Source organism: Sphingobacterium sp. UBA7631, assembly GCF_002483935.1.
Classification (GTDB): Bacteria; Bacteroidota; Bacteroidia; order Sphingobacteriales; family Sphingobacteriaceae; genus Sphingobacterium; species Sphingobacterium multivorum.
This window is the reverse complement of the sequence record NZ_DLIX01000010.1, coordinates 424,149-443,268: the sequence shown is the minus strand read 5'-3', so window position 1 is coordinate 443,268 and position 19,120 is coordinate 424,149. Positions and strand designations below refer to the sequence as shown.

General features: G+C 40.2%; 16 protein-coding genes. 8 read left to right on the top strand and 8 right to left on the bottom strand.

All coding sequences use genetic code 11. From position 1 onward, the window contains the following. Positions 1 to 113 precede the first annotated feature (113 nt). The 5 genes from B3P16_RS18280 (at position 114) to B3P16_RS18260 (ending at position 4,244) form a co-directional block, all read left to right on the top strand. Complete coding sequence (locus B3P16_RS18280) at positions 114 to 1,505, top strand: hypothetical protein (protein WP_070564513.1); 1,392 nt, start codon at positions 114 to 116, stop codon at positions 1,503 to 1,505. Positions 1,506 to 1,607: 102 nt separating this feature from the next. Next, a complete protein-coding gene (gene glsA, locus B3P16_RS18275; RefSeq protein WP_070564052.1) occupies positions 1,608 to 2,639 on the top strand; it encodes a glutaminase A in 1,032 nt (343 codons plus the stop codon). 22 nt (positions 2,640 to 2,661) lie between these two features. Further along, on the top strand, positions 2,662 to 3,027 hold the full coding sequence (locus B3P16_RS18270) for a glyoxalase (RefSeq protein ID WP_070564049.1): 366 nt from the start codon (positions 2,662 to 2,664) through the stop codon (positions 3,025 to 3,027). Positions 3,028 to 3,151: 124 nt separating this feature from the next. After that, positions 3,152 to 3,592, top strand: coding sequence for a carboxymuconolactone decarboxylase family protein (locus B3P16_RS18265; protein ID WP_115048720.1), 441 nt, complete (start codon positions 3,152 to 3,154; stop codon positions 3,590 to 3,592). A 139-nt stretch (positions 3,593 to 3,731) separates the two neighbouring features. After that, positions 3,732 to 4,244 carry an SRPBCC family protein gene (locus B3P16_RS18260; RefSeq protein WP_046673443.1) on the top strand — a complete coding sequence of 171 codons (513 nt, stop codon included), beginning with the start codon at positions 3,732 to 3,734 and terminating at the stop codon, positions 4,242 to 4,244. Positions 4,245 to 4,323: 79 nt separating this feature from the next. Here B3P16_RS18260 and B3P16_RS18255 read toward each other — a convergent pair whose 3' ends face one another. The 8 genes from B3P16_RS18255 to B3P16_RS18220 all read right to left on the bottom strand — a co-directional run bounded on the left by B3P16_RS18255 (position 4,324) and on the right by B3P16_RS18220 (position 16,539). After that, complete coding sequence (locus B3P16_RS18255; RefSeq protein WP_046673344.1) at positions 4,324 to 5,010, bottom strand: Bax inhibitor-1/YccA family protein; 687 nt, start codon at positions 5,008 to 5,010, stop codon at positions 4,324 to 4,326. Positions 5,011 to 5,135: 125 nt separating this feature from the next. Next, positions 5,136 to 6,575: a TolC family protein gene (locus B3P16_RS18250; RefSeq protein ID WP_286843812.1), complete on the bottom strand. Its 1,440-nt coding sequence runs from the start codon at positions 6,573 to 6,575 to the stop codon at positions 5,136 to 5,138. Further along, on the bottom strand, positions 6,568 to 9,732 hold the full coding sequence (locus tag B3P16_RS18245; RefSeq protein ID WP_286751920.1) for an efflux RND transporter permease subunit: 3,165 nt from the start codon (positions 9,730 to 9,732) through the stop codon (positions 6,568 to 6,570). The genes B3P16_RS18250 and B3P16_RS18245 overlap by 8 nt, the downstream gene beginning before the upstream one ends. Before the next feature lie 21 nt (positions 9,733 to 9,753). Beyond that, positions 9,754 to 10,836 carry an efflux RND transporter periplasmic adaptor subunit gene (locus tag B3P16_RS18240; RefSeq protein WP_046673341.1) on the bottom strand — a complete coding sequence of 361 codons (1,083 nt, stop codon included), beginning with the start codon at positions 10,834 to 10,836 and terminating at the stop codon, positions 9,754 to 9,756. Between the two features lie 178 nt (positions 10,837 to 11,014). Then, positions 11,015 to 11,311 (bottom strand): hypothetical protein, encoded by a 297-nt coding sequence (locus B3P16_RS18235; protein ID WP_070564037.1) that lies wholly within the window; start codon positions 11,309 to 11,311, stop codon positions 11,015 to 11,017. Positions 11,312 to 11,500: 189 nt separating this feature from the next. Continuing rightward, positions 11,501 to 12,715, bottom strand: a complete 1,215-nt coding sequence (locus tag B3P16_RS18230; protein WP_286843811.1) for a DUF763 domain-containing protein — start codon at positions 12,713 to 12,715, stop codon at positions 11,501 to 11,503. A gap of 158 nt (positions 12,716 to 12,873) precedes the next feature. Further along, positions 12,874 to 13,524: a hypothetical protein gene (locus B3P16_RS18225; RefSeq protein WP_046673338.1), complete on the bottom strand. Its 651-nt coding sequence runs from the start codon at positions 13,522 to 13,524 to the stop codon at positions 12,874 to 12,876. Between the two features lie 93 nt (positions 13,525 to 13,617). After that, positions 13,618 to 16,539 (bottom strand): FAD-binding and (Fe-S)-binding domain-containing protein, encoded by a 2,922-nt coding sequence (locus B3P16_RS18220; RefSeq protein ID WP_070564032.1) that lies wholly within the window; start codon positions 16,537 to 16,539, stop codon positions 13,618 to 13,620. 210 nt (positions 16,540 to 16,749) lie between these two features. Between B3P16_RS18220 and B3P16_RS18215 the strand changes: the two genes are divergently transcribed. From B3P16_RS18215 to B3P16_RS18205, 3 genes are all read left to right on the top strand, one after another. Then, complete coding sequence (locus B3P16_RS18215) at positions 16,750 to 17,253, top strand: FUSC family protein (protein WP_046673336.1); 504 nt, start codon at positions 16,750 to 16,752, stop codon at positions 17,251 to 17,253. Between the two features lie 183 nt (positions 17,254 to 17,436). Continuing rightward, a complete protein-coding gene (locus B3P16_RS18210) occupies positions 17,437 to 17,910 on the top strand; it encodes an Lrp/AsnC family transcriptional regulator (RefSeq protein WP_046673335.1) in 474 nt (157 codons plus the stop codon). An 18-nt stretch (positions 17,911 to 17,928) separates the two neighbouring features. Then, positions 17,929 to 18,996: an EamA family transporter gene (locus B3P16_RS18205; RefSeq protein WP_070564029.1), complete on the top strand. Its 1,068-nt coding sequence runs from the start codon at positions 17,929 to 17,931 to the stop codon at positions 18,994 to 18,996. Positions 18,997 to 19,120 lie beyond the last annotated feature (124 nt).

Sequence of the window (19,120 nt, the reverse complement as noted above, 5' to 3'; positions counted from 1 at the left end):
ATTAAACTAATCTAATTTTCAAATTCGCAGATTGATCTTTTAAGGAGCCATTGAACTCACTGAAAACTTCGCGCGTAAATTATGGTATGCAATTTTTAGAATCGATAAATATTATGAAAGAAAAATTAATCAAGACATGTTTTATTTGCCTGCTTCTCCTGATCATTCAGGGTTTTTCAATAACCACAAGCCACGCTGCTGACAAAGAAAAACCCGCCATGTTTTGGACTTGGCTAGATTACAACGCCAAAACAAACTTTGATTCAATTTGCCGTGAGATGAATTATTTAGGAATCGATGGCGTAATGTTAAATGCCGCCAGTCCAGACGAGTATCGGGTAGCAATTCCCATTGCAAAAAAATATGGCATCCAAGTTATCGCGTGGCTTTGGACGATGAACTTGGAACATGACAGGGATAAAATACTCCAAGAACATCCGGATTGGTTCAGCGTCAATCGAAATGGTAAAAGTCTGGCAGATACCACTGCATACGTTGGTTATTATAAATTTTTGTCACCTGTTGTGCCCGGAGTAAAAGAGTATATCCGTAAAAAAATCGAATCCTATTGTGAAGTCGAGGGATTGGAGGGGATTTCTATTGACTATAATCGCTACGTGGATGTTGTCCTCCCTACAACCCTTTGGCCTAAATACAATATTGTTCAAGATCGTGAATACCCAGCTTGGGATTACGGTTACCATCCAATTGCAATAGCGAAGTTCAAGAAACAGTATGGTTATGATCCGAGAGCACAAAAAGATCCATCGAAAGATCTAAAATGGCGCCAATTTCGTTGCGATCAGATAACCGATATCGCCAATATGATTGCAGACATCGTTCACTCCCATGGTAAAACAATGGCTGCATCCCCATTTCCGACTCCCAAAATGGCTTCTCGTATGGTGCGCCAAGATTGGGGTAAGTGGAATTTGGATGTTGTTTTTCCGATGGTATACAGCAATTTTTATACAGAAGATCCAAGCTTTATTAGAGATTGTACATTAGAAAATGTGCGCGATAAAGGAGCAAATACGACGCTATATTGTGGATTGATGGCTAAAAATAATGAAGAAATATTTGCCGATATGGATGAGGCGCTAAATAATGGTGCGCAGGGAATTTCTATTTTTACCATCCATAGCTTAAAAGATCCGCAGATAAGGGAAAAATTTAAAAACTATACAGCTGCTGCGAAAGCTAAAAAAGCGCAAAATAATGGAACTTTAACCCATTCGGCACATGTGAAAATCGAAAATAATCCTTTCAAAAAAGAAGGTATTATGAAATTAATCAACCAAAAGATACAAGATTTGGTACGCTCAGAAAATCCTGCTGCCAGCCCGATAGCATTATCAAAATATAAAAAAATAGATGCATACGATGTAACTCAAAAATACCTGGTTACTGATCAGGTGAGCAAAAAGAATTTTTACGTCACCTTCTTTTTCTATGGCGGTATACTTTCCGGTTGGAATGTTGATCCAGCTCCAAATGCAGCCTAAAGGATGACCTACTAGATGGAGGTGCTAAAATGTTACTTATTTGGCACCTCTTTTCTTTTAATACACTGTTCCCTATCTTTGGAACAAACAAATACTGAAAAAATGAGAAAAAATGTCAGGTTGGTAGCCTGTATTATAGGTTTGATATGTTCCGGATCAATTACTGTATCGTTTGCTCAAAACAACATTCAAAACCAGCGCAGTACTAAGAGCGCGATCATTGATAAAGCGCTATTGGATAAAATATTGGATAAAAATAGGCAATCATTCAAAGAAGGTAAAGTGGCTGATTACATCCCGGAATTAAGTAAAGCCAATGCAGCATCTATCGCACTTTCGGTGGTAAATAGTGATGGAACAATCGTTAGTATCGGAGATGTACAACAAAGATTTACAATTCAGAGTATTTCAAAAATTGTTTCCTTGATGGTTGCTGTATTGGAAAATGGCGAGGAAGTTGTTTTTAATAAAATGGGATACTATGGAACAGATAAACCCTTCAATCATTTTGCGAATTTGGAAACATCGGGTAAACCGCTCAATCCGATGATGAACGCCGGCGCCATTTTAACGACATCGCTTATTAAAGGAACAGGTGAGGAACCTTTTGTTAAAATAAGGGATATGATTCGCTTTATAACGAATAATGAAAAAATCGATTACAGTAGATCTGTATACCATTCGGAACGGGAGACTGGAAATCGAAACAGAGGCATGTTCTACCTGATGCGCAACAATGGACTCATTGATGGTGAAGGTGAAGACAAACTCAATAATTATTTTAAGCAGTGCTCCATTGAGATAACTGCGGAGGATCTGGCTAAAATAGGTTTCTTTTTTGCCCATCATTGCGTGCGCTATGATGGAAATAAGCAATACTATAACCCAGATCTATCTCAGCTAGTTCAATCACAAATGCTCATTGCAGGGATGTACGAATTTAGTGGCGAATATGCCAGAACTGTCGGACTTCCAAGTAAATCGGGCGTTGGTGGCGGAATCACAGTAAGTGTACCGAATAAAATGGGTATAGGGGCCTACAGTCCAGCATTGGATCAACATGGCAACTCTGTTGCAGCATATCGCATGATATTGGACTTGGTAAAAGAGAAATCGCTGGGCCTCTTTAATTAGATTTTCAACCTTTCAAAATCATATGACACGAACAGAACCCATAATTGCTGTAAAGAGCGTCTCCAAAAGCTCGCTATTCTACCAAAAGCTTTTGGGCTGTACCAGTCAACATGGCGGCGAAACATTTGAAATTCTCACGGATAACGGGACTGTCATTCTCTGTTTACACAAATGGGGTGAGCACGACCACCCTACTATGCAAGATCAAAAACATGCGGGGAATGGATTTATTTTATTCTTTAGAGTAGACAATTTACAGCAAATCTTCGAAAACGCTACTTTGTTAAATGCATTCATAGAGAAAGATATACATTACAATGAGAACTCGCTAAAGGATCAATTTATCCTGCGTGACCCCGACAACTATTACCTGATTGTATCAAACTAGGCTACTATAGCTGTATATCGATTGAATGGAGGCTTGTCTTCATACGTAAAATTTCCATTCTTAAACCAGTTTAATTTTTTTAGCGTATACTAATCGCAACTTTGTCTTATCAAAACTTAAAACAATGAACACACGATTGAATATTGCAAAAGTAGATGCGGTAGCCTATAAGGCGATGATGGGATTGGAAACCTATCTCAATGATATTTTTTTAAATCCAATTCAAAAGGAACTCATAAAAATACGTGCTTCTCAAATCAATGGCTGTGCCTTTTGCTTAGATATGCACACGAAGGATGCGCTGAAGTATGGTGAAACGCCACAACGGATATTTTTATTAAATGCCTGGCGGGAAACGAATCTATTCACTAAGGAAGAACAGATTTTGTTGGAGATGACAGAGGAGATCACATTGATACATCAAAAGGGTTTGACAGAAAGCACTTTTCAAAAAGCAAAAGAAATATTTGAAGAAAAGGAGATTGCACAGATTATTATGGCGATCATTACCATAAATGCGTGGAATAGAATTGGCATCAGCACCCATTTAGAACTATTAAAGTAGTGCTACGCTTTGATTACAAAAAAGCCTCTTTCAATATTGGAAGAGGCTTTTTTCATTGCTAAATATATTCCTGTTTTTTCCAATAAAAATCCCGATTATCCTTTATCTTTATTAGGAAAACCAATATGAATGCATGATTATGAAAATCCTAAAAAAAATCCTAATTGTTTTGGCGATCATCATCGCTATTCCCTTAATTACTGCAATCTTCGTCAGTAAAGACTTCTCGGCCCAGAGTGAGATAACAATCAATAAGCCAAAGCAGGAAGTGTTCAACTACGTGAAAATGCTTAAGAACCAAGATAACTTTGGTGTATGGCAACTATCAGACCCGCAAATGAAAAAAACTGAACAGGGTGTAGATGGTCAAGTCGGCTATAAATCCAGCTGGGATGGTAAGAAAGTCGGTAAAGGTTCACAGACCATTACAAAAATCGTCGAGGGCGAAACAATTGAAACGGCCCTCGATTTCGGTATGGGTGAACCAGCCAAGGGTTATTTCATCTTAAAAGAGATCTCGCCTAATCAAACTTTGGTGACCTGGGGAATTTCAGGAAAATCGCCATATCCATGGAACTTTATGAACTTATTTATGAATATGAATAAAGACTTCGATCAGGGTCTGAAAAACTTAAAAAATAGACTAGAATAGCGACTATACAATGCAAAAAAAAGTGGTTAAAATAAACTTTACTTTAACCACTTTTTCTCATTTTTAAAAGGAACAAAATTTATCTTCTGCGCATTAAAATTCGTAGAATGTACCAGAACAGCAACATGATTGATGAAAATAGCTGCAAGGCTGCCCCTACATATTGTTCGTTGCCGTAACTATACTTCAGATTTTGAGTTTGATAGAGTATGCTTCCAGAAGCAAGTGCAATCATGGCAACCGAAAACCATAATCCAAGTTCAAAACCAAAAATAGCTCCAGCAACAATTGCCCCCAAAGATAAGAAGCCTCCAATCACCAGGATATTTCTGAGAAATGAAAAATCTTTATTGGATACAAATGCAACGACAGTAAGGCCGGTAAACAAGGCCAAAGTCATTATACTTGCCTGATAAATGACACTAATTCCTTCGGTCATAAATACCGCCATAAAAATCATCGGCAGGAAGATGATTGCCTCCAGTACAATATAGAATGCTAGGCCTAAATATTGGGTTTGACGGCTTTGCGAAAGTGTCCATCTTGATGAAAGTGTGGAGCCCAACCAAAAACATCCCAATAAGAACAACCAAATAAATTTTCCGCTAACCATCCAAACGATAAAATCATAAGGGATCAATTTGATCAGCAAAGTTTCCAAAACGATAAATGCTAAAATCGAAAGCGCAACATGAAGATAGGTTTTTTTATAAAAAACGCCCCTTTCAGCGTCATCATTGATAAGAATATACTCTTGTGATTCCATAAAACAAATACAATAGATTAAATAAGGATTAAAAATAAGCATTTATTCTATTTTCACAAGAAAGAAGTTTGCATAGGCTTATAAAAAAAGAACCCCGCCTAGCGGGGTCCATTCAAACAAACAACTTACTTCCAGCCTCCTCCCAAATCTTTATAGATATTGACAACAGCATTGAGCTGCTGCTTCTTTGTTTCTATCAATTCAAGTTTTGAATCCAGTACATCGCGTTGTGTCATTAAAACCTCCATATAGTCTGCCCTCGCTGATTTAAAGAGATCATTTGACACAGACACGGAATTATTCAGAACCTCAACTTGTTTTGTTTTGAAATCGTAGCTGCGCCCGAGGTTTTCAATATTAGAAAGTTGTGTAGAGACTTCTAAGTAAGCATTCAGAATCGTCTTCTCGTAATTATATACCGCCTGTATTTGTTTCGCGTTGGCTGTATTAAATTCCGCTTTAAGCCCATTTTTGTTGATCAAAGGTGCTGCAAGCTCCCCTATTAGATTATACAAAACTGATTCAGGCATCTTAAATAGATAAGAAGGCTTGAATGCCTGTAAACCCAGAGCAGCCGAAATCTCCAAAGAAGGATAAAACTCTTTCCGCGCGATCTGTACGTCCAACTTCGCGGCAGCGAGCTCATACTCGGCCTCACGAATATCAGGTCTATTGCTTAGTAGTTGGCTCGGTATACCTGTCTGAACTTTCGCCGGGATCAGATCGACAAAATTGCTTTTGTCACGTTTGATCTCTTGTGGGAAACGTCCCAATAGAAAATTAATACGGTTTTCAGTTTCTTTGATCTGTTGCCGCGTCTCAAATTCCATACCTTTGGTCTTCAACACTTCGGCTTCAAACTTTTGAACCGCCAGTTCTGTTACACGAGCAGCCTGTTTCTGCAATCGGATTACCGAAAGCGCATTGTCCTGAAGCTCGATATTTTGTTTGATAATAGCCAACTGATTGTCCAATGCCAATAATTCATAATACGAACGGGCAACTTCGGCAATAAGGCTACTTAAGACAAAATTTTTCCCTTCTACCGTAGCAAGATAACGGTTCAGTGCTGCTTGTTCGGAGTCCTTCAGTTTTTTCCAAACATCGATTTCCCAACTGGCATACGCACCAATGGTCAAATCTCCTAGTGGATCCGGCATTTCCTTTCCAGGGGCAATTTCTGTACTGGCATCACCGGCCCCCTGACTGGTGTATCGTCCAACTTTTTCAACACCACCTCCGGCACGTAAACCAACAGTGGGTTTCAATGCTCCTTTTCGTAAAAGAATATCATTCTTTGCGATCGCCAACTCCTGCAAAGTAACATTCAGCTCCTGATTGTTTTTCAACGCTGTATCGATCAATACAACTAAATTTGGATCCGTAAAAAATTCACGCCACTTAACCGACGCTGAATTCGTTGTATCTGATTGAGCTACATCTGTATACTGCTTCGGAACGAATTTATTCTCCTGTATTTGTGTCGCTTTGGGAACCTTACATCCCGTCACTGCTGCTGAAAGCGAAAATGCAATGACCCATTGTATTTTTCTGCGATTAGTCATTATTATCAAGTTCTTCAGTTAATGGATTTTCATCTTCGTGTTTAATAAGCTTGCGTTTGGAGGCAATAGTCCCGAAGATAAAGTATAAGCCCGGTATCACCACAATACCAAAAACCGTCCCAAACAACATACCTCCCGCTGCCGCTGTACCGATCGTACGGTTTCCAATTGCACCTGGGCCTGAAGCCATAACTAAGGGAATCAACCCGGCGATAAAAGCAAATGATGTCATCAAAATAGGTCTAAACCTTACTTTTGCACCGTCCAAGGCAGCCTCAATGATACTCAATCCCTGCGAATGCCGTTGAGCGGCAAACTCAACAATCAACACGGCATTTTTACCAAGTAGACCGATAAGCATGACCAAAGCAACCTGCGCGTAAATATTGTTTTCCAATCCCAATAACTTCAATAGTAGAAATGCCCCAAAGATTCCGATTGGTAAAGAAAGCAACACCGCAAAGGGCATAATAAAGCTCTCATATTGAGCGGAAAGTATCAAGTAAACGAAACCGAGACAAATTAAGAAGATATAAATTGCCTGATTTCCACGACCTACCTGATCTTTGGAAATACCAGCCCAATCAATGCCATAGCCTCGTGGTAAGGTCTTGGCAGCGACTTCATTAATCACCTGAATTGCTTCACCACTGCTATAACCTGGTGCGGCAGAGCCCGAAATTTCAGATGCCATATACATATTGTGCCGGGTGATCTCAGAAAGACCGTAAACCTTTTCCATATGCATAAATGCTGAAAATGGTACCATTTCGTCTTTATCATTCTTCACATATAGTTTTAAGATATCTTCCGGCAAAGCCCTGTATTGCGGCAAAGCCTGAACCATAACTTTATATTGACGGTCATACTTAATGAAATTCGTTTCGTAATTACTGCCCACCAAAGTCGAAAGCGTATTCAGTGCATTATCAATGGTAACACCCTTCTGTTGCGCGAGATCATTATCGATATGCAACATATACTGCGGAAAACTTGCACTATAGAAGGTAAATACAGACGATAATTCAGGCCTTTTGTTCAATTCACGCACAAAATCCTTACTTACCGTTTCCATTTTCTTGTAGTCGCCAGAACCTGCTTTGTCCAGAAGACGAAGCTCAAATCCACCCGCAGCACCATAGCCCGGTACGGCCGGCGGTTGGAAAAACTCGATAGACGCTCCTGGGATATTTTTGGCAGCGGCCTCCAGTTGCTCTATGATCTCCTGCGAGGATTCTTTACGTTCTTCCCAGCTTTTCAAGTTGATCAAACAAGTACCTGTATTTGCCCCGGTTCCTTCAGTCAGGATTTCATAACCAGCCAATGAAGATACCGATTGTACACCATCAATGTCTTCAGCTTCTTTTTGCAATGTCTGGGCCGCTAGATTGGTCCGTTCCAATGTCGATCCTGGCGGCGTTTGAATAATAGCATAGATCATCCCCTGATCTTCATTGGGGATAAAACCTGCAGGAACAGCATTATTCAAAAAATATGCGCCAATACAAAAACCAATTAATACTAAAAATGTAAAAACGCGCTTATCCACTATGCCCTTCAACAAGTAAACATATTTGTTGGACATCTTATCAAACAATCTGTTGAAAGAATCCAGGAATTTATCGATAATGGATTTCTTTCTTGCCTTTCCATGGTTATTCTTCAGCATAATCGCACATAAAGCCGGAGTGAGTGTCAATGCCACAACACCCGATAAGATGATGGAAGTAGCCATGGTAATGGAAAACTGCCTATAGAATATCCCTACGGGGCCAGACATAAAGGCAACCGGAATAAAAACCGCCGCCATAAGGAATGTGATCGCAACAATGGCACCACTGATTTCGTGCATCGCTTTTTTGGTCGCCTTATAGGCCGAAATATGAAGCTCTTCCATTTTAGCATGGACAGCTTCAATAACCACAATCGCATCGTCCACAACCACACCTATGGCAAGCACCAGTGCAAACAATGTGATCAAGTTGATGGTAATGCCAAAAAACTGCATGAACAAAAACGATCCCACCAAGGAAACCGGTACTGCAATGGTCGGAATCAATGTCGAACGCCAATCTCCTAAGAATAGAAAAACCACAATAGCAACAAGCACAAATGCTTCCAATAAAGTATGGACTACTTTTTCCATGGATGCATCCAAGAATTTTGATACGTCATAGCTAATTTCGTAATCCAGCCCTTTCGGAAAGGAAGCTTTCAATTCCTTCATTTTGCTTTTAACGTCTTGGATTACCTGAGAAGCATTACTTCCATAGGATTGTTTTAAGACAATCGCTGCAGATGGTTTTCCATTCAGTGTAGAGTAGATATCGTACATCGCCGAACCGAATTTGATTTCCGCAACATCTTTTAAACGTAACATTTCACCATTTTCACCCGCACGTAAAACGATATTGCCATAACCTTCCGTAGTTGTAAAACGCCCCGGGTATTTCAATACATATTCAAAAGACTGGGAGGTCATACCAGACGACTCCCCGGCTTTACCTGGTGAAGCTTCCAAACTTTGCTCGGATAAGGCTTTCATCACCTCTTCTGCAGAAATCTTGTAGGCTGTCATACGATCAGGTTTCAACCAAATACGCATCGCTAATTCGCGTGTTCCAAGAATATTTGCCACCCCGACACCGTCTACCCGACGTAATTCGGAGACAATATTCATGTCCGCATAGTTATACATAAAATTTCCATCAAGCTCCTTGTCTTTACTGTAGAGATTGATGTACATTAACATATTGGATTCTTCACGTGTAATCTTCACCCCTTCACGGACCACAATTGGCGGAAGCTTGTTAACCACAGAGGCTACGCGGTTCTGTACATTTAAAGAAGCCTGATTCGGATCCGTTCCTAGGTTGAATACGACCTGAATACTTGCTTCCCCGTCATTACCGGCATCGGAAGCCATGTATTTCATTCCAGGAACCCCATTGATCGCACGTTCCAGCGGAATGATAACTGATTTAATCATCAACTCACCATTGGCTCCAGGATACTCGGCAGTGATGTTCACCTTCGGTGGCGATATTGACGGAAATTGTGTTACAGGAAGCTGTACCATAGCAAGCACACCCAAGAACACAATGATCAGTGATATCACGATCGAAAGTACTGGTCTATTTATAAAACGACTAAACATAGTAATTTAACTGTAAGGGATCTATTCTGTTTTTAACTTCAAATTTGAGATGGCGTCTTTAGGTTGCACAAAGCTGTAGCTGATTTTATCATCCTCTTTTGCTTTCTGAATACCATCCAACAAAAATTTATCATCTTTTTGAAGTCCGCTCGTTACCACATACAGATCTGGTAGGGAGTTACCAATGGTGATATGACGGGCTTTTAATTTGCCCTCCTTATCGATTACATACACATATTTACGGTCCTGCATTTCGTATGTCGCTTTCTGTGGAATAATTAAAACCTGTTTCAGCGGAAAGTTCATCACCACCTTGCCGCTCTCGCCATGTTTTAATAGACGGTTTGGATTGGGAAATTTCGCTCTAAAAGCAATATTTCCCGTCTCACTGTTGAACTCACTTTCTATGGTCTCCACAAGACCATTTTGAGCGAACAACTCATTATTGGCAAGCAACAAGCCGACATGAGTATCTCCACGTTTACTCACGTTAGTTTGATAACTTAAATATTCAGGTTCGGAGACATTGAAATAAACCAGCATCTCACTGTTGTCGGACAGACTTGTCAATAATTCACCTTCATCCACCAAACTTCCCAATTTCAATGGAATCCGATCAATGGTTCCGTCAAAAGGTGCCCTGATTTCTGTAAAGGAGAGATGTAATTTTGCAATCGCAGCCTCAGCTTTGGCTTGCTCAAGTTTTGCTTTAGCCATCGCGAGTTCATTGGGCGATACGACATTTTTATCGGCAAGCGTTTTTGTATTTTGAACTTCAATTTCTGCTACATTAACTTCTGCCGAAGATTTACGGTATTCGGCCTCATACATCTTCGGCATAATCCGAAAAAGTAATTGCCCTTTATGGACAAATTGTCCTTCATCTACGAAAATCTGCTCGAGATAGCCCTTTTCCTGAGCCCGAAGCTCAATATTTCGGAAAGACCTAATCTGGGAAACAAAGTCCTTACGGATAGTTGTGTCCATTTGCACCGGAGAGGTCGCTGTAAATTTCTCTTTTTCTTCCTTTTCTTCCTTTTTGGAAGTACACCCGATTTGGCATAAGGTAATAGCCAAACTAGCGAGCATAAATACTCTTTTCATTTGTAAGCGTCTAATTAAAAAAATAAGTTTGATTGTTTGTTGTCTTGGTTGGTGAAATGACCTCTACTTTGGTTTATGGTCGTTCCGACTTGTTCATAGATTGTACAAATCGATTACGACTGAGCAGAGCATCCCTTAGGATATCCACCAAAGCATATGAAATTTCGAAGGGTATATTTTAAATTCTCCAGTTTTGTTGAAGAACGTATCTTTGAGGGAAAAGATAGGCTATGAAATTGCAAAAAGGTATCTTCTTTGCAAATCGAAAAACGAAAACAAAAAGGACAATAGCAAAAAGTAGCAGCGCAACAAATTGGGATGTCACCTGCAAATCCTTGGTCAGTTGAAAATTTTCGGCATCAAATTCCTCGATAACTGGATTATCACTGTGAATATTACCGTAAAATAGCGGATCGATGTGGTCAACTGATGCGTCAATATACTGCTGTACATCAGCATGATTATGCTGATACATAAAACTAACAGTTGGTCGGTCGGATTCAATGAGCACGGCATGGCTATTACTGCTTCTGATAAATAAGAAGCATAAGAATAAGAATATCGTAACAACCGCTTTCATTGCGGAGCAAATATACTAGCGTACAACTAATTTTAACGATCTTTAACACATTTTAACAAAACAATTACAATTCGTAGATTTCCGCTAGAAAAGTGACAATTGCAAACCCCGACCATTTGTTCTCAAGGGTTGTGCATCTCCGAAGACTGTTCTGCCACCATATTTCCAAGAATCTCGCTGTTCTTCTGCTATAATTTGTTGAATATCAAATTGTGGCTGAAAATCTTTTTCGCTATCCAAGACAATCTGGTGCAACTTGTTAATCGACTTTAATTTTTCACCGTAACCCAGTTTAGATTTTTCAATGCCTTTTTGCAAAATTTGAATACTTTCATCGTAAATGGTTAAAGGAACTGGAAAAGGATGCCCATCTTTCCCGCCATGAGCAAAGGAAAATCGAGCGGGGTCATTGAACCGTGAAGGCGCACCGTGGATTACCTCACTGACTAAAGCCAATGACTGTAACGTACGGGGCCCAACTCCTTTTAAAAGCAATAAGTCTTCAAAATGGCTTGGTTGACTTTCTCGAGCCACGTACAACATCGCTCCTAGCCTCTTCAAGTCAACGTCCGAAGCACGGACATCGTGATGGGATGGCATAATAAGTTTAGCGAAGTCTTGCATCACTTGAGTTGAATCCTCCGCTACGATCGTCATAATACCTGTTCTATTGGCCGCCGCTTCTGCAGCTGTCAAGTTGAGGATAATACCTTGTGAAGGACCACTGATACCCGCATGTGGTTCTTCAACGAACGATTTGACCTTTTCAGAATGCCAATGGTAACGACGGGCAGTTCCATCCTTTTCATGCATACCTTGCTGCACGACCGACCAATTGCCATTATCCGTCACGATAAAATTGTGGAGATATAATTGGTAACCATCCTGAATAGCGGTGTTATCCACTTTAGCAACAAGCTTACTGCTGCGAATCAAGTCGTTGCCATCTAGTCCCATGTCGTTCGAAAGCCGAAGTAGTTCCTGTGGGGTCTGCATGGAAAGCTTGCCTTTACCCCCACAGATATATAGTCCTAAAGATTTCGCATCGGGATTAATAGCGCGTTTTAATGCCCCCATAACAGCCGTTGTGATCCCTGAAGAATGCCAATCCATGCCGAGAACAGCACCAAAGCTTTGAAACCAGCGGGGATCTGCCAGTCTTCTCAAAACCTCGTCTTTACCATAATCCATTAATATTACTTCAACAATGGAGCGACCTAGCAAAGCCATACGTTCGTAAAGCCACGCTGGTACTTTTCCATAGTGTAATGGGAGATCTGCGGTTCCGGATCGTTTCATTTCAAACTAAATATATTAGTACAAATCTATCTCTTTTTTAGATAAAATAAAAACGGCTAGATAGCTTCTAGCCGTTTTTATTTTATGATCAATCTATACACTACATCTGAGCATATAACTTAGGGCGCATCGAAGTAGCGGCACAAGTCACAGCTTCACTACTTACCGGTCAACGCTGACAATAATCCAGCCCGGAACGAAGGATCTTTCTCCGAAAACTCGATCGAATGCTTATAGGTGTCTACATTAAAGAAGAGCTCCGCTGGAGCAGCTTTTTTATTGTCCAAAAATAGTTTAAAGCTGTACGCTGTTTTTTTGGACAAATCAGCATTCACCTTATTGGATGAAAACACATTTGGAAGAATTACATCTTTTGTAAAAGAATCAGTGGTAGCTATTTGAAATAAATCACCTAATGCTTTAATTAAATTGTCAGACTGTTGACCCGACGACGAGATTCTAATCTTACCTTTGGTAAAGCCGACTTCATCACTCGGTTGGCCATCTATTATACCTGCGGGTATAAAATCTACAACCTCAAACTTCGCTCCTACAGTATCCTGTTTGTAAAGAGATTTTGTGATATAAATACGGCTTGAATCCGTTTTAATTTCATCTGTAATACGTAGAAAAAAGTTCTTCTTTTCTGCGCCCGGTGAACCATTCGTAAATTGTTCGATTTTTACACCTTCAATTTTGTTCACCGTTGTTGTATCACTTCCATCAGTTTTCTTTTGATTGGAATTTCCGCAACTAGCCATCAGCACCGTAGCGGTCGCAAGAAATGCTATAGATTGAATCTTGTACATATTGAATTGTTTGTTATCAGTTATTAATGAATATTGCTCTTATAATATTACCATTATTACTGATAACAAACAACTATTAGCAATGTTTTTATTTTATTTCAATAAAGCATCGTATAAAATTTCCACAGGATGATAAGATTTTCTTCCTACACCATCTTTAATCTGATGTCTGCAAGAAGTACCCGCTGCGGCAATTAAAGTACCAGGTTCTGTTTGGCGTATGGTTGGTAATAAAACCAATTCGGCTACTTTCATCGAGATATCATAATGTTCAGCCTCATAACCAAATGATCCTGCCATACCACAACAACCCGAAGGAATTGTTTCTACGCTAAAGTTCGTCGGAAATGATAGGACCTGTTCCGTAACAGTAACGAGATGAAAAGCCTTTTGATAACAGTGGCCATGAAGCTTTACCTTTTTCGTTTCCGACGTAAACTGTTCTGAATGAATACGTCCCGCTTTCATTTCATTCAACAGAAATTCGTCAATCATCAGCGCGTTTTTGGCTATTTTTTGTGCGTCAACACGTAAATCATCATCGACTAAACTTAAATACTCATCTCGAAATGTAATTATCCCGGAGGGTTCAACGCCTAAAAGTGGCGTATCATCCGTAATTAGTCCCTTTAAGAAATGGATATTTTGATTCGCAATCTCCTTTGCTTTTTTCACAAAGCCTTTAGAAAGATAAGTCCGCCCGCTTTGCACATGTTTTGGAATGACTACTTCATACCCCAAGGCAGTCAGCAACTTATATGCGGTAATGCCGATCTCGGCATCATTATATTCGGTAAATTCATCCGAAAAAAGGTAAACCCGACGCTTACTATCACTTGCCACTGCTTGTTTTTTTACCCATTGGGTTAAAGTCGTTCCATTGACTGTAGGTAAGGAACGCTTTGGCGCAAATCCTACTGTTTTTTTGACTACTCCTGACAAGAAATCATTTTTGACCACAAAGTTGTAAATGGGCGCAACCCAAGATCCGAGTTTCTGAGACTGGGTGAAATTAGCGATTAATTTTGTTCTAAATCCCGCACCATGCTCATCATAATAGTGCTGCAAAAATTCGGCTTTCATTTTGGCCACATCCACACTGGAAGGACACTCCGTCTTACAGCCTTTGCAGCTTAAACAGAGATCCATGACCTCTTTGATCTCCTCATGATCGAAACGATTTTTCTTTGGGGAATTCGTTAAAAATTGACGCAACATATTTGCCCGCGCCCGTGTCGTATCTTTTTCATCGCGCGTAGCCATGAATGAAGGGCACATTGTTCCACCGGTAATTTCAGTCTTTCGGCAATCTCCCGAACCAGAACACTTCTCCGCCAACCGAAGAATAGACTCATCTTTAGAAAAATCGAAATAGGTCTTTATTTCCGTTCGGTTGCTATCGTTGTCATAACGTAAATGAGAATCCATTGGCGGCGTGTTGACAATTTTATTTGCATTAAAAACGCCCTGTGGATCAAAGATATATTTTACATCTTCAAGCAATTTGTAGACTTTTTCACCAAGCACTTTGCCGATAAATTCGCCGCGCAGACGACCATCACCGTGCTCACCACTCAGTGAACCGTTATATTTTAATACAAGGTCGCTGGTTTTTTCGAGGATTGAACGAAATGTACGCTTCCCTGCTGCTGTTTTCAAATTCACAAAGGGCTCAATATGTAGTTCCCCGGCTCCCGCGTGCGCATAATAGGATGCATGCACCCCCTCTTCCACCAAAAGTTTTTGGATATCACGCACGTAAGCAGGTAAATCTTCAGGCGACACCGCACAATCTTCAATCAAATTTACAGGTTGACTATCCCCGGGTAAATTGCGAATTAGCCCCAGTCCTGCCTTGCGTACATCCCAAACCAAATTGGTCTGTTCAATACCCGTAATGTAGGGATAAGCATAACCAAGCCCGCGGGCTACAAGGTCCGCTTTCAGAGCCATCGCTTTTGCCTCTGTTTCAGCGGCTGTCTGCCCCCTAAACTCAACAATTAATAAAGCCTGGGGATCACCCTCAATAAAAAAACGATTATACTTATAAGTTGGATGCCCAACCGTAAAATCCATGATGTATTTATCTACCAATTCGGATGCTTCCGGCTTGTGCGCTAAGGCTACCACATTACCGTGCATACACTCTACCATATCCGCAAAATGAACACAAAGTAAGCCTAGTTCCTGCGGTGGTAAGGGCATCAGTTTGAGTTTCGCTTCTGTAACAATAGCCAGCGTTCCTTCGGACCCTGCCAACAAATTACACATATTGAAAGGTGTCGAGCGATCGGCAAGGATATCCAAAGCATAACCGGTATTTCTGCGCGTGATAGATCGTTTTGGATAGCCCGCTTCAATGGCGCTTAAATGCTCGGGGTCTGTCAATAATGCATTCATATTACGGTAGATATCCCCCTCACGACCAGCTAATAATAATTTCTTAAAATAGGCTGCTTCATCAACTGCTTCAAAGGTCACTTCAGAACAGTCGTCCAAAAGTACATTGGCCGAAATCAAATTGTGTCGTGTATCGCCCCAAACAATCGAATGCAGACCCGAAGAGTTATTGCCAATCATTCCACCTACCATAGCACGGCTTGCAGTCGAAGTTTCAGGGCCAAACATCAGTCCGAACGGTTTAAGATAATTATTCAAGTCGTCACGGATCACACCAGGTTGTACCCGAACCCACTGCTCGTCGACATTAAGTTCAAGTATATGGTTAAAATGACGAGAAATATCCATGATAATGCCATTGCCTACTACCTGACCAGCTAAAGAAGTGCCGGCGGTACGTGGTATGATTGTGACACCGTTGTGCCGCGCAAAATCAATTATTTTTTTGATATCATCATGATCGACGGGTATGGCTACGGCCAAGGGTTTTTCTTGATAAACAGATGCATCTGTCGAATAGGCAAGCAACATCGTTTGATCCTTCGTTTCATGAGTATAATAGAGCTCCCCTTTGAGTTGAGACGCTAATAAGGCTAATTGATTTTGATCTTTCACTTAATCTGAATTTATGTATGAAACAAATTTAGTCAAATTTATCCATCGGAAAAAGAGAAGATTGCAAGAAATACCCAAATCAAAAACAAAAAACGCATAAAAACGCAAAATCAAACAAATTACCATAAAAGTCAATTTTATTTCGTTCCTTCCGACAATGCACGTATTTTTGTGGCGCTACATCATTTAAATTAACGATTCATATCTTATATGCGTAATCTATTCCTTCGCTATACGCTGCATTCTGATTTTATTATATACACCATCCGGGTATTGATTGGCTTCCTTATAGGTTATCCCCTTTTCGTATCTTTTCCCCAATATTCGGTTTCCTGGACACTAATCTCCATTATATTGGTCATTTCACCGCAAGAGAATGAGTCGAAAAAAATAGCCATCGACCGGGCTAAATCCAACTTTATAGGATCAGCAATTGGTCTCAGTCTATATTTCGTTCCCATTTCGCAACTCTATGCCATGATTATCGGTATTGTTGCATCATTGATTACATGCAAGCTACTCAATATTATGGCTGTGGCAAGGACATCCATGGTGGCACTCATTATCGTCTACCTTCACGAACAGCAAAGTCGCTCTTACTTCGCCGCTTTGGATCGCTTTGGCTGTGTGTGCTTAGGTTGTCTGATTGGATTGGGCGTCATCCTGTCAACGAGTAATATTATTCTGAAATTAAGAAAAAGGTACAATTGTTGAGTTATACGCCTACCTGTCTAAAAGGCAATATACTTACCTTCAGTACCATAGCCCAAATGGTCAAGATTTCTTTCTGATAAATAAGAATAAAATTCACTCAAATTTCCGATAAATCAGAATTATATTCAGAATTTTATATACAATTTTGAATTTTATACTTTTTTGCCTATCTTTGCAGTCGAAATGACAAAAGTAGAATATAATTTAGACCAGGTCGACTATAAAATCTTGCGCTTAATGCAGGATAATGGACGGATCAACAATGCTGACATCGCAAGAGAATTAGGCATGGCACCATCGGCGATCCTCGAGCGCGTAAAGAAGCTCGAGCAAAAAGATGTGATTTTAAAGTATAGTGCCAAGATCAATCCTGCCGCGGTCGATCAGAAACTTTTATCGTTTATTTTTATCAAAGCCAATGATATTATTGGCGAACAGGGTGTAGGGTTGGCACTTGCGGAAATCCCTGAAGTTCAAGAGGTACACGACATTGCAGGTGACGATGGTTACCTTATTAAAGTAAGAACTGCGGATTCTACAGGTTTAGTGGATCTCATGCGAAATACCTTAAGTAAAGTGGAAGGTATTATTTCAACGCGGACAACAATTGTACTTCAGACTGTCAAGGAAGATCAGCAGGTTGTCATACCTGAGTAATAGAAAGGAGGTTTAATCATGTTGCAAGGACAAAAAAAGGCTGCTAGCCCATTAATGGTTGTAGTTGCTTATTTCATTATTTATGTGGTATGGGGCTCGACCTTTTTCTTTATAGAAAAAGCGTTGCATAGTTTCCCCCCATTTATTTTGGGTTCGTTTCGATTTGTTGCAGCCAGTGCAATTCTAATGACATATTGTGCTATAAAAGGGTATAGATTATTTAACAAGCGTTCTATTCAAGAGGCCGCAATCGTAGGTTTTTTATTGCTCTTTGTCGATATGGCCGGGGTTATCTGGGCCGAGCAATATGTGTCTGGTGGTGTTGCCGCTATTATTGCCGCAGCCGCTGCAATCTGGTTTATTTTATTGGATAAACCCAAGTGGAAAGAAAACTTTAGCAGCATTAGCACGGTTGCTGGTGTAGCATTAGGTTTCTGTGGTGTTGTGATGCTTTTCGCTGAACAGATCATGGCGACCAATGATCATACAGACGGTACGCTTAAGGTAATTGCCCTATCTATTTTGGTATTGGGTTCTATCGCTTGGACTGTAGGTTCATTGATTTCCAAGTATTTTAAAAAATCCGAAAAAGAAGAAAAAGAGGACCTGCATGTTATGGTGAAGACTGCTTGGCAAATGGTTACCGCAGGTGTTCTCTTTAATATCACGGCGCTATTTACCGGTGAATATGCATCATTTACACTGAGCAGTGTAGCACCTATTGACTGGTTTAACTTGGGGTATTTAATCACATTTGGTTCCATCCTTGCTTTTAGCTCGTATATTTGGTTATTGCAGGTACGTCCAGCAATGGAAGTAAGTACCTATGCTTATGTGAACCCAATTATTGCACTTATATTAAGTCATTTTTTTACTTCGCATGTGGTGACCTCATTGCAAATTGTTGGACTAGCGGTTATTCTATTCTCGGTCCTATTAATGAACTGGAAAGCATATCGTACCAAGCTGTCCTCGCGCAGCAAAAGGAAAAAGATCCTTCAGCAGGAGAATAGTTTAGAGCGTTTGATAGCAGCGGATCCCCAAACGGACAACAAACATATTCCTGAGACGGAATTAGTTCATTAGGTTGTTATTTTTCTAATTATATGGGCAAAGCTTAACGTGTAACAATGTTAAGCTTTTGTTGTTTTTAAAAATTAGCTAACATTGGATAAGATTTGTTCATATATAATTGGCTAACTTTGCGTAC

What these genes read in the sequence shown, in the direction of transcription:
- B3P16_RS18250 (WP_286843812.1), bottom strand. Translation starts at nt 6,575, where the DNA reads ATGACTAATCGCAGAAAAATACAATGGGTCATTGCATTTTCGCTTTCA.
- B3P16_RS18265 (WP_115048720.1), top strand. Translation starts at nt 3,152, where the DNA reads ATGAACACACGATTGAATATTGCAAAAGTAGATGCGGTAGCCTATAAG.
- B3P16_RS18230 (WP_286843811.1), bottom strand. Translation starts at nt 12,715, where the DNA reads ATGAAACGATCCGGAACCGCAGATCTCCCATTACACTATGGAAAAGTA.
- B3P16_RS18215 (WP_046673336.1), top strand. Translation starts at nt 16,750, where the DNA reads ATGCGTAATCTATTCCTTCGCTATACGCTGCATTCTGATTTTATTATA.
- B3P16_RS18205 (WP_070564029.1), top strand. Translation starts at nt 17,929, where the DNA reads ATGTTGCAAGGACAAAAAAAGGCTGCTAGCCCATTAATGGTTGTAGTT.
- B3P16_RS18240 (WP_046673341.1), bottom strand. Translation starts at nt 10,836, where the DNA reads ATGAAAAGAGTATTTATGCTCGCTAGTTTGGCTATTACCTTATGCCAA.
- B3P16_RS18210 (WP_046673335.1), top strand. Translation starts at nt 17,437, where the DNA reads ATGACAAAAGTAGAATATAATTTAGACCAGGTCGACTATAAAATCTTG.
- B3P16_RS18260 (WP_046673443.1), top strand. Translation starts at nt 3,732, where the DNA reads ATGAAAATCCTAAAAAAAATCCTAATTGTTTTGGCGATCATCATCGCT.
- B3P16_RS18255 (WP_046673344.1), bottom strand. Translation starts at nt 5,010, where the DNA reads ATGGAATCACAAGAGTATATTCTTATCAATGATGACGCTGAAAGGGGC.
- B3P16_RS18280 (WP_070564513.1), top strand. Translation starts at nt 114, where the DNA reads ATGAAAGAAAAATTAATCAAGACATGTTTTATTTGCCTGCTTCTCCTG.
- B3P16_RS18270 (WP_070564049.1), top strand. Translation starts at nt 2,662, where the DNA reads ATGACACGAACAGAACCCATAATTGCTGTAAAGAGCGTCTCCAAAAGC.
- B3P16_RS18235 (WP_070564037.1), bottom strand. Translation starts at nt 11,311, where the DNA reads ATGTATCAGCATAATCATGCTGATGTACAGCAGTATATTGACGCATCA.
- glsA (WP_070564052.1), top strand. Translation starts at nt 1,608, where the DNA reads ATGAGAAAAAATGTCAGGTTGGTAGCCTGTATTATAGGTTTGATATGT.
- B3P16_RS18245 (WP_286751920.1), bottom strand. Translation starts at nt 9,732, where the DNA reads ATGTTTAGTCGTTTTATAAATAGACCAGTACTTTCGATCGTGATATCA.
- B3P16_RS18225 (WP_046673338.1), bottom strand. Translation starts at nt 13,524, where the DNA reads ATGTACAAGATTCAATCTATAGCATTTCTTGCGACCGCTACGGTGCTG.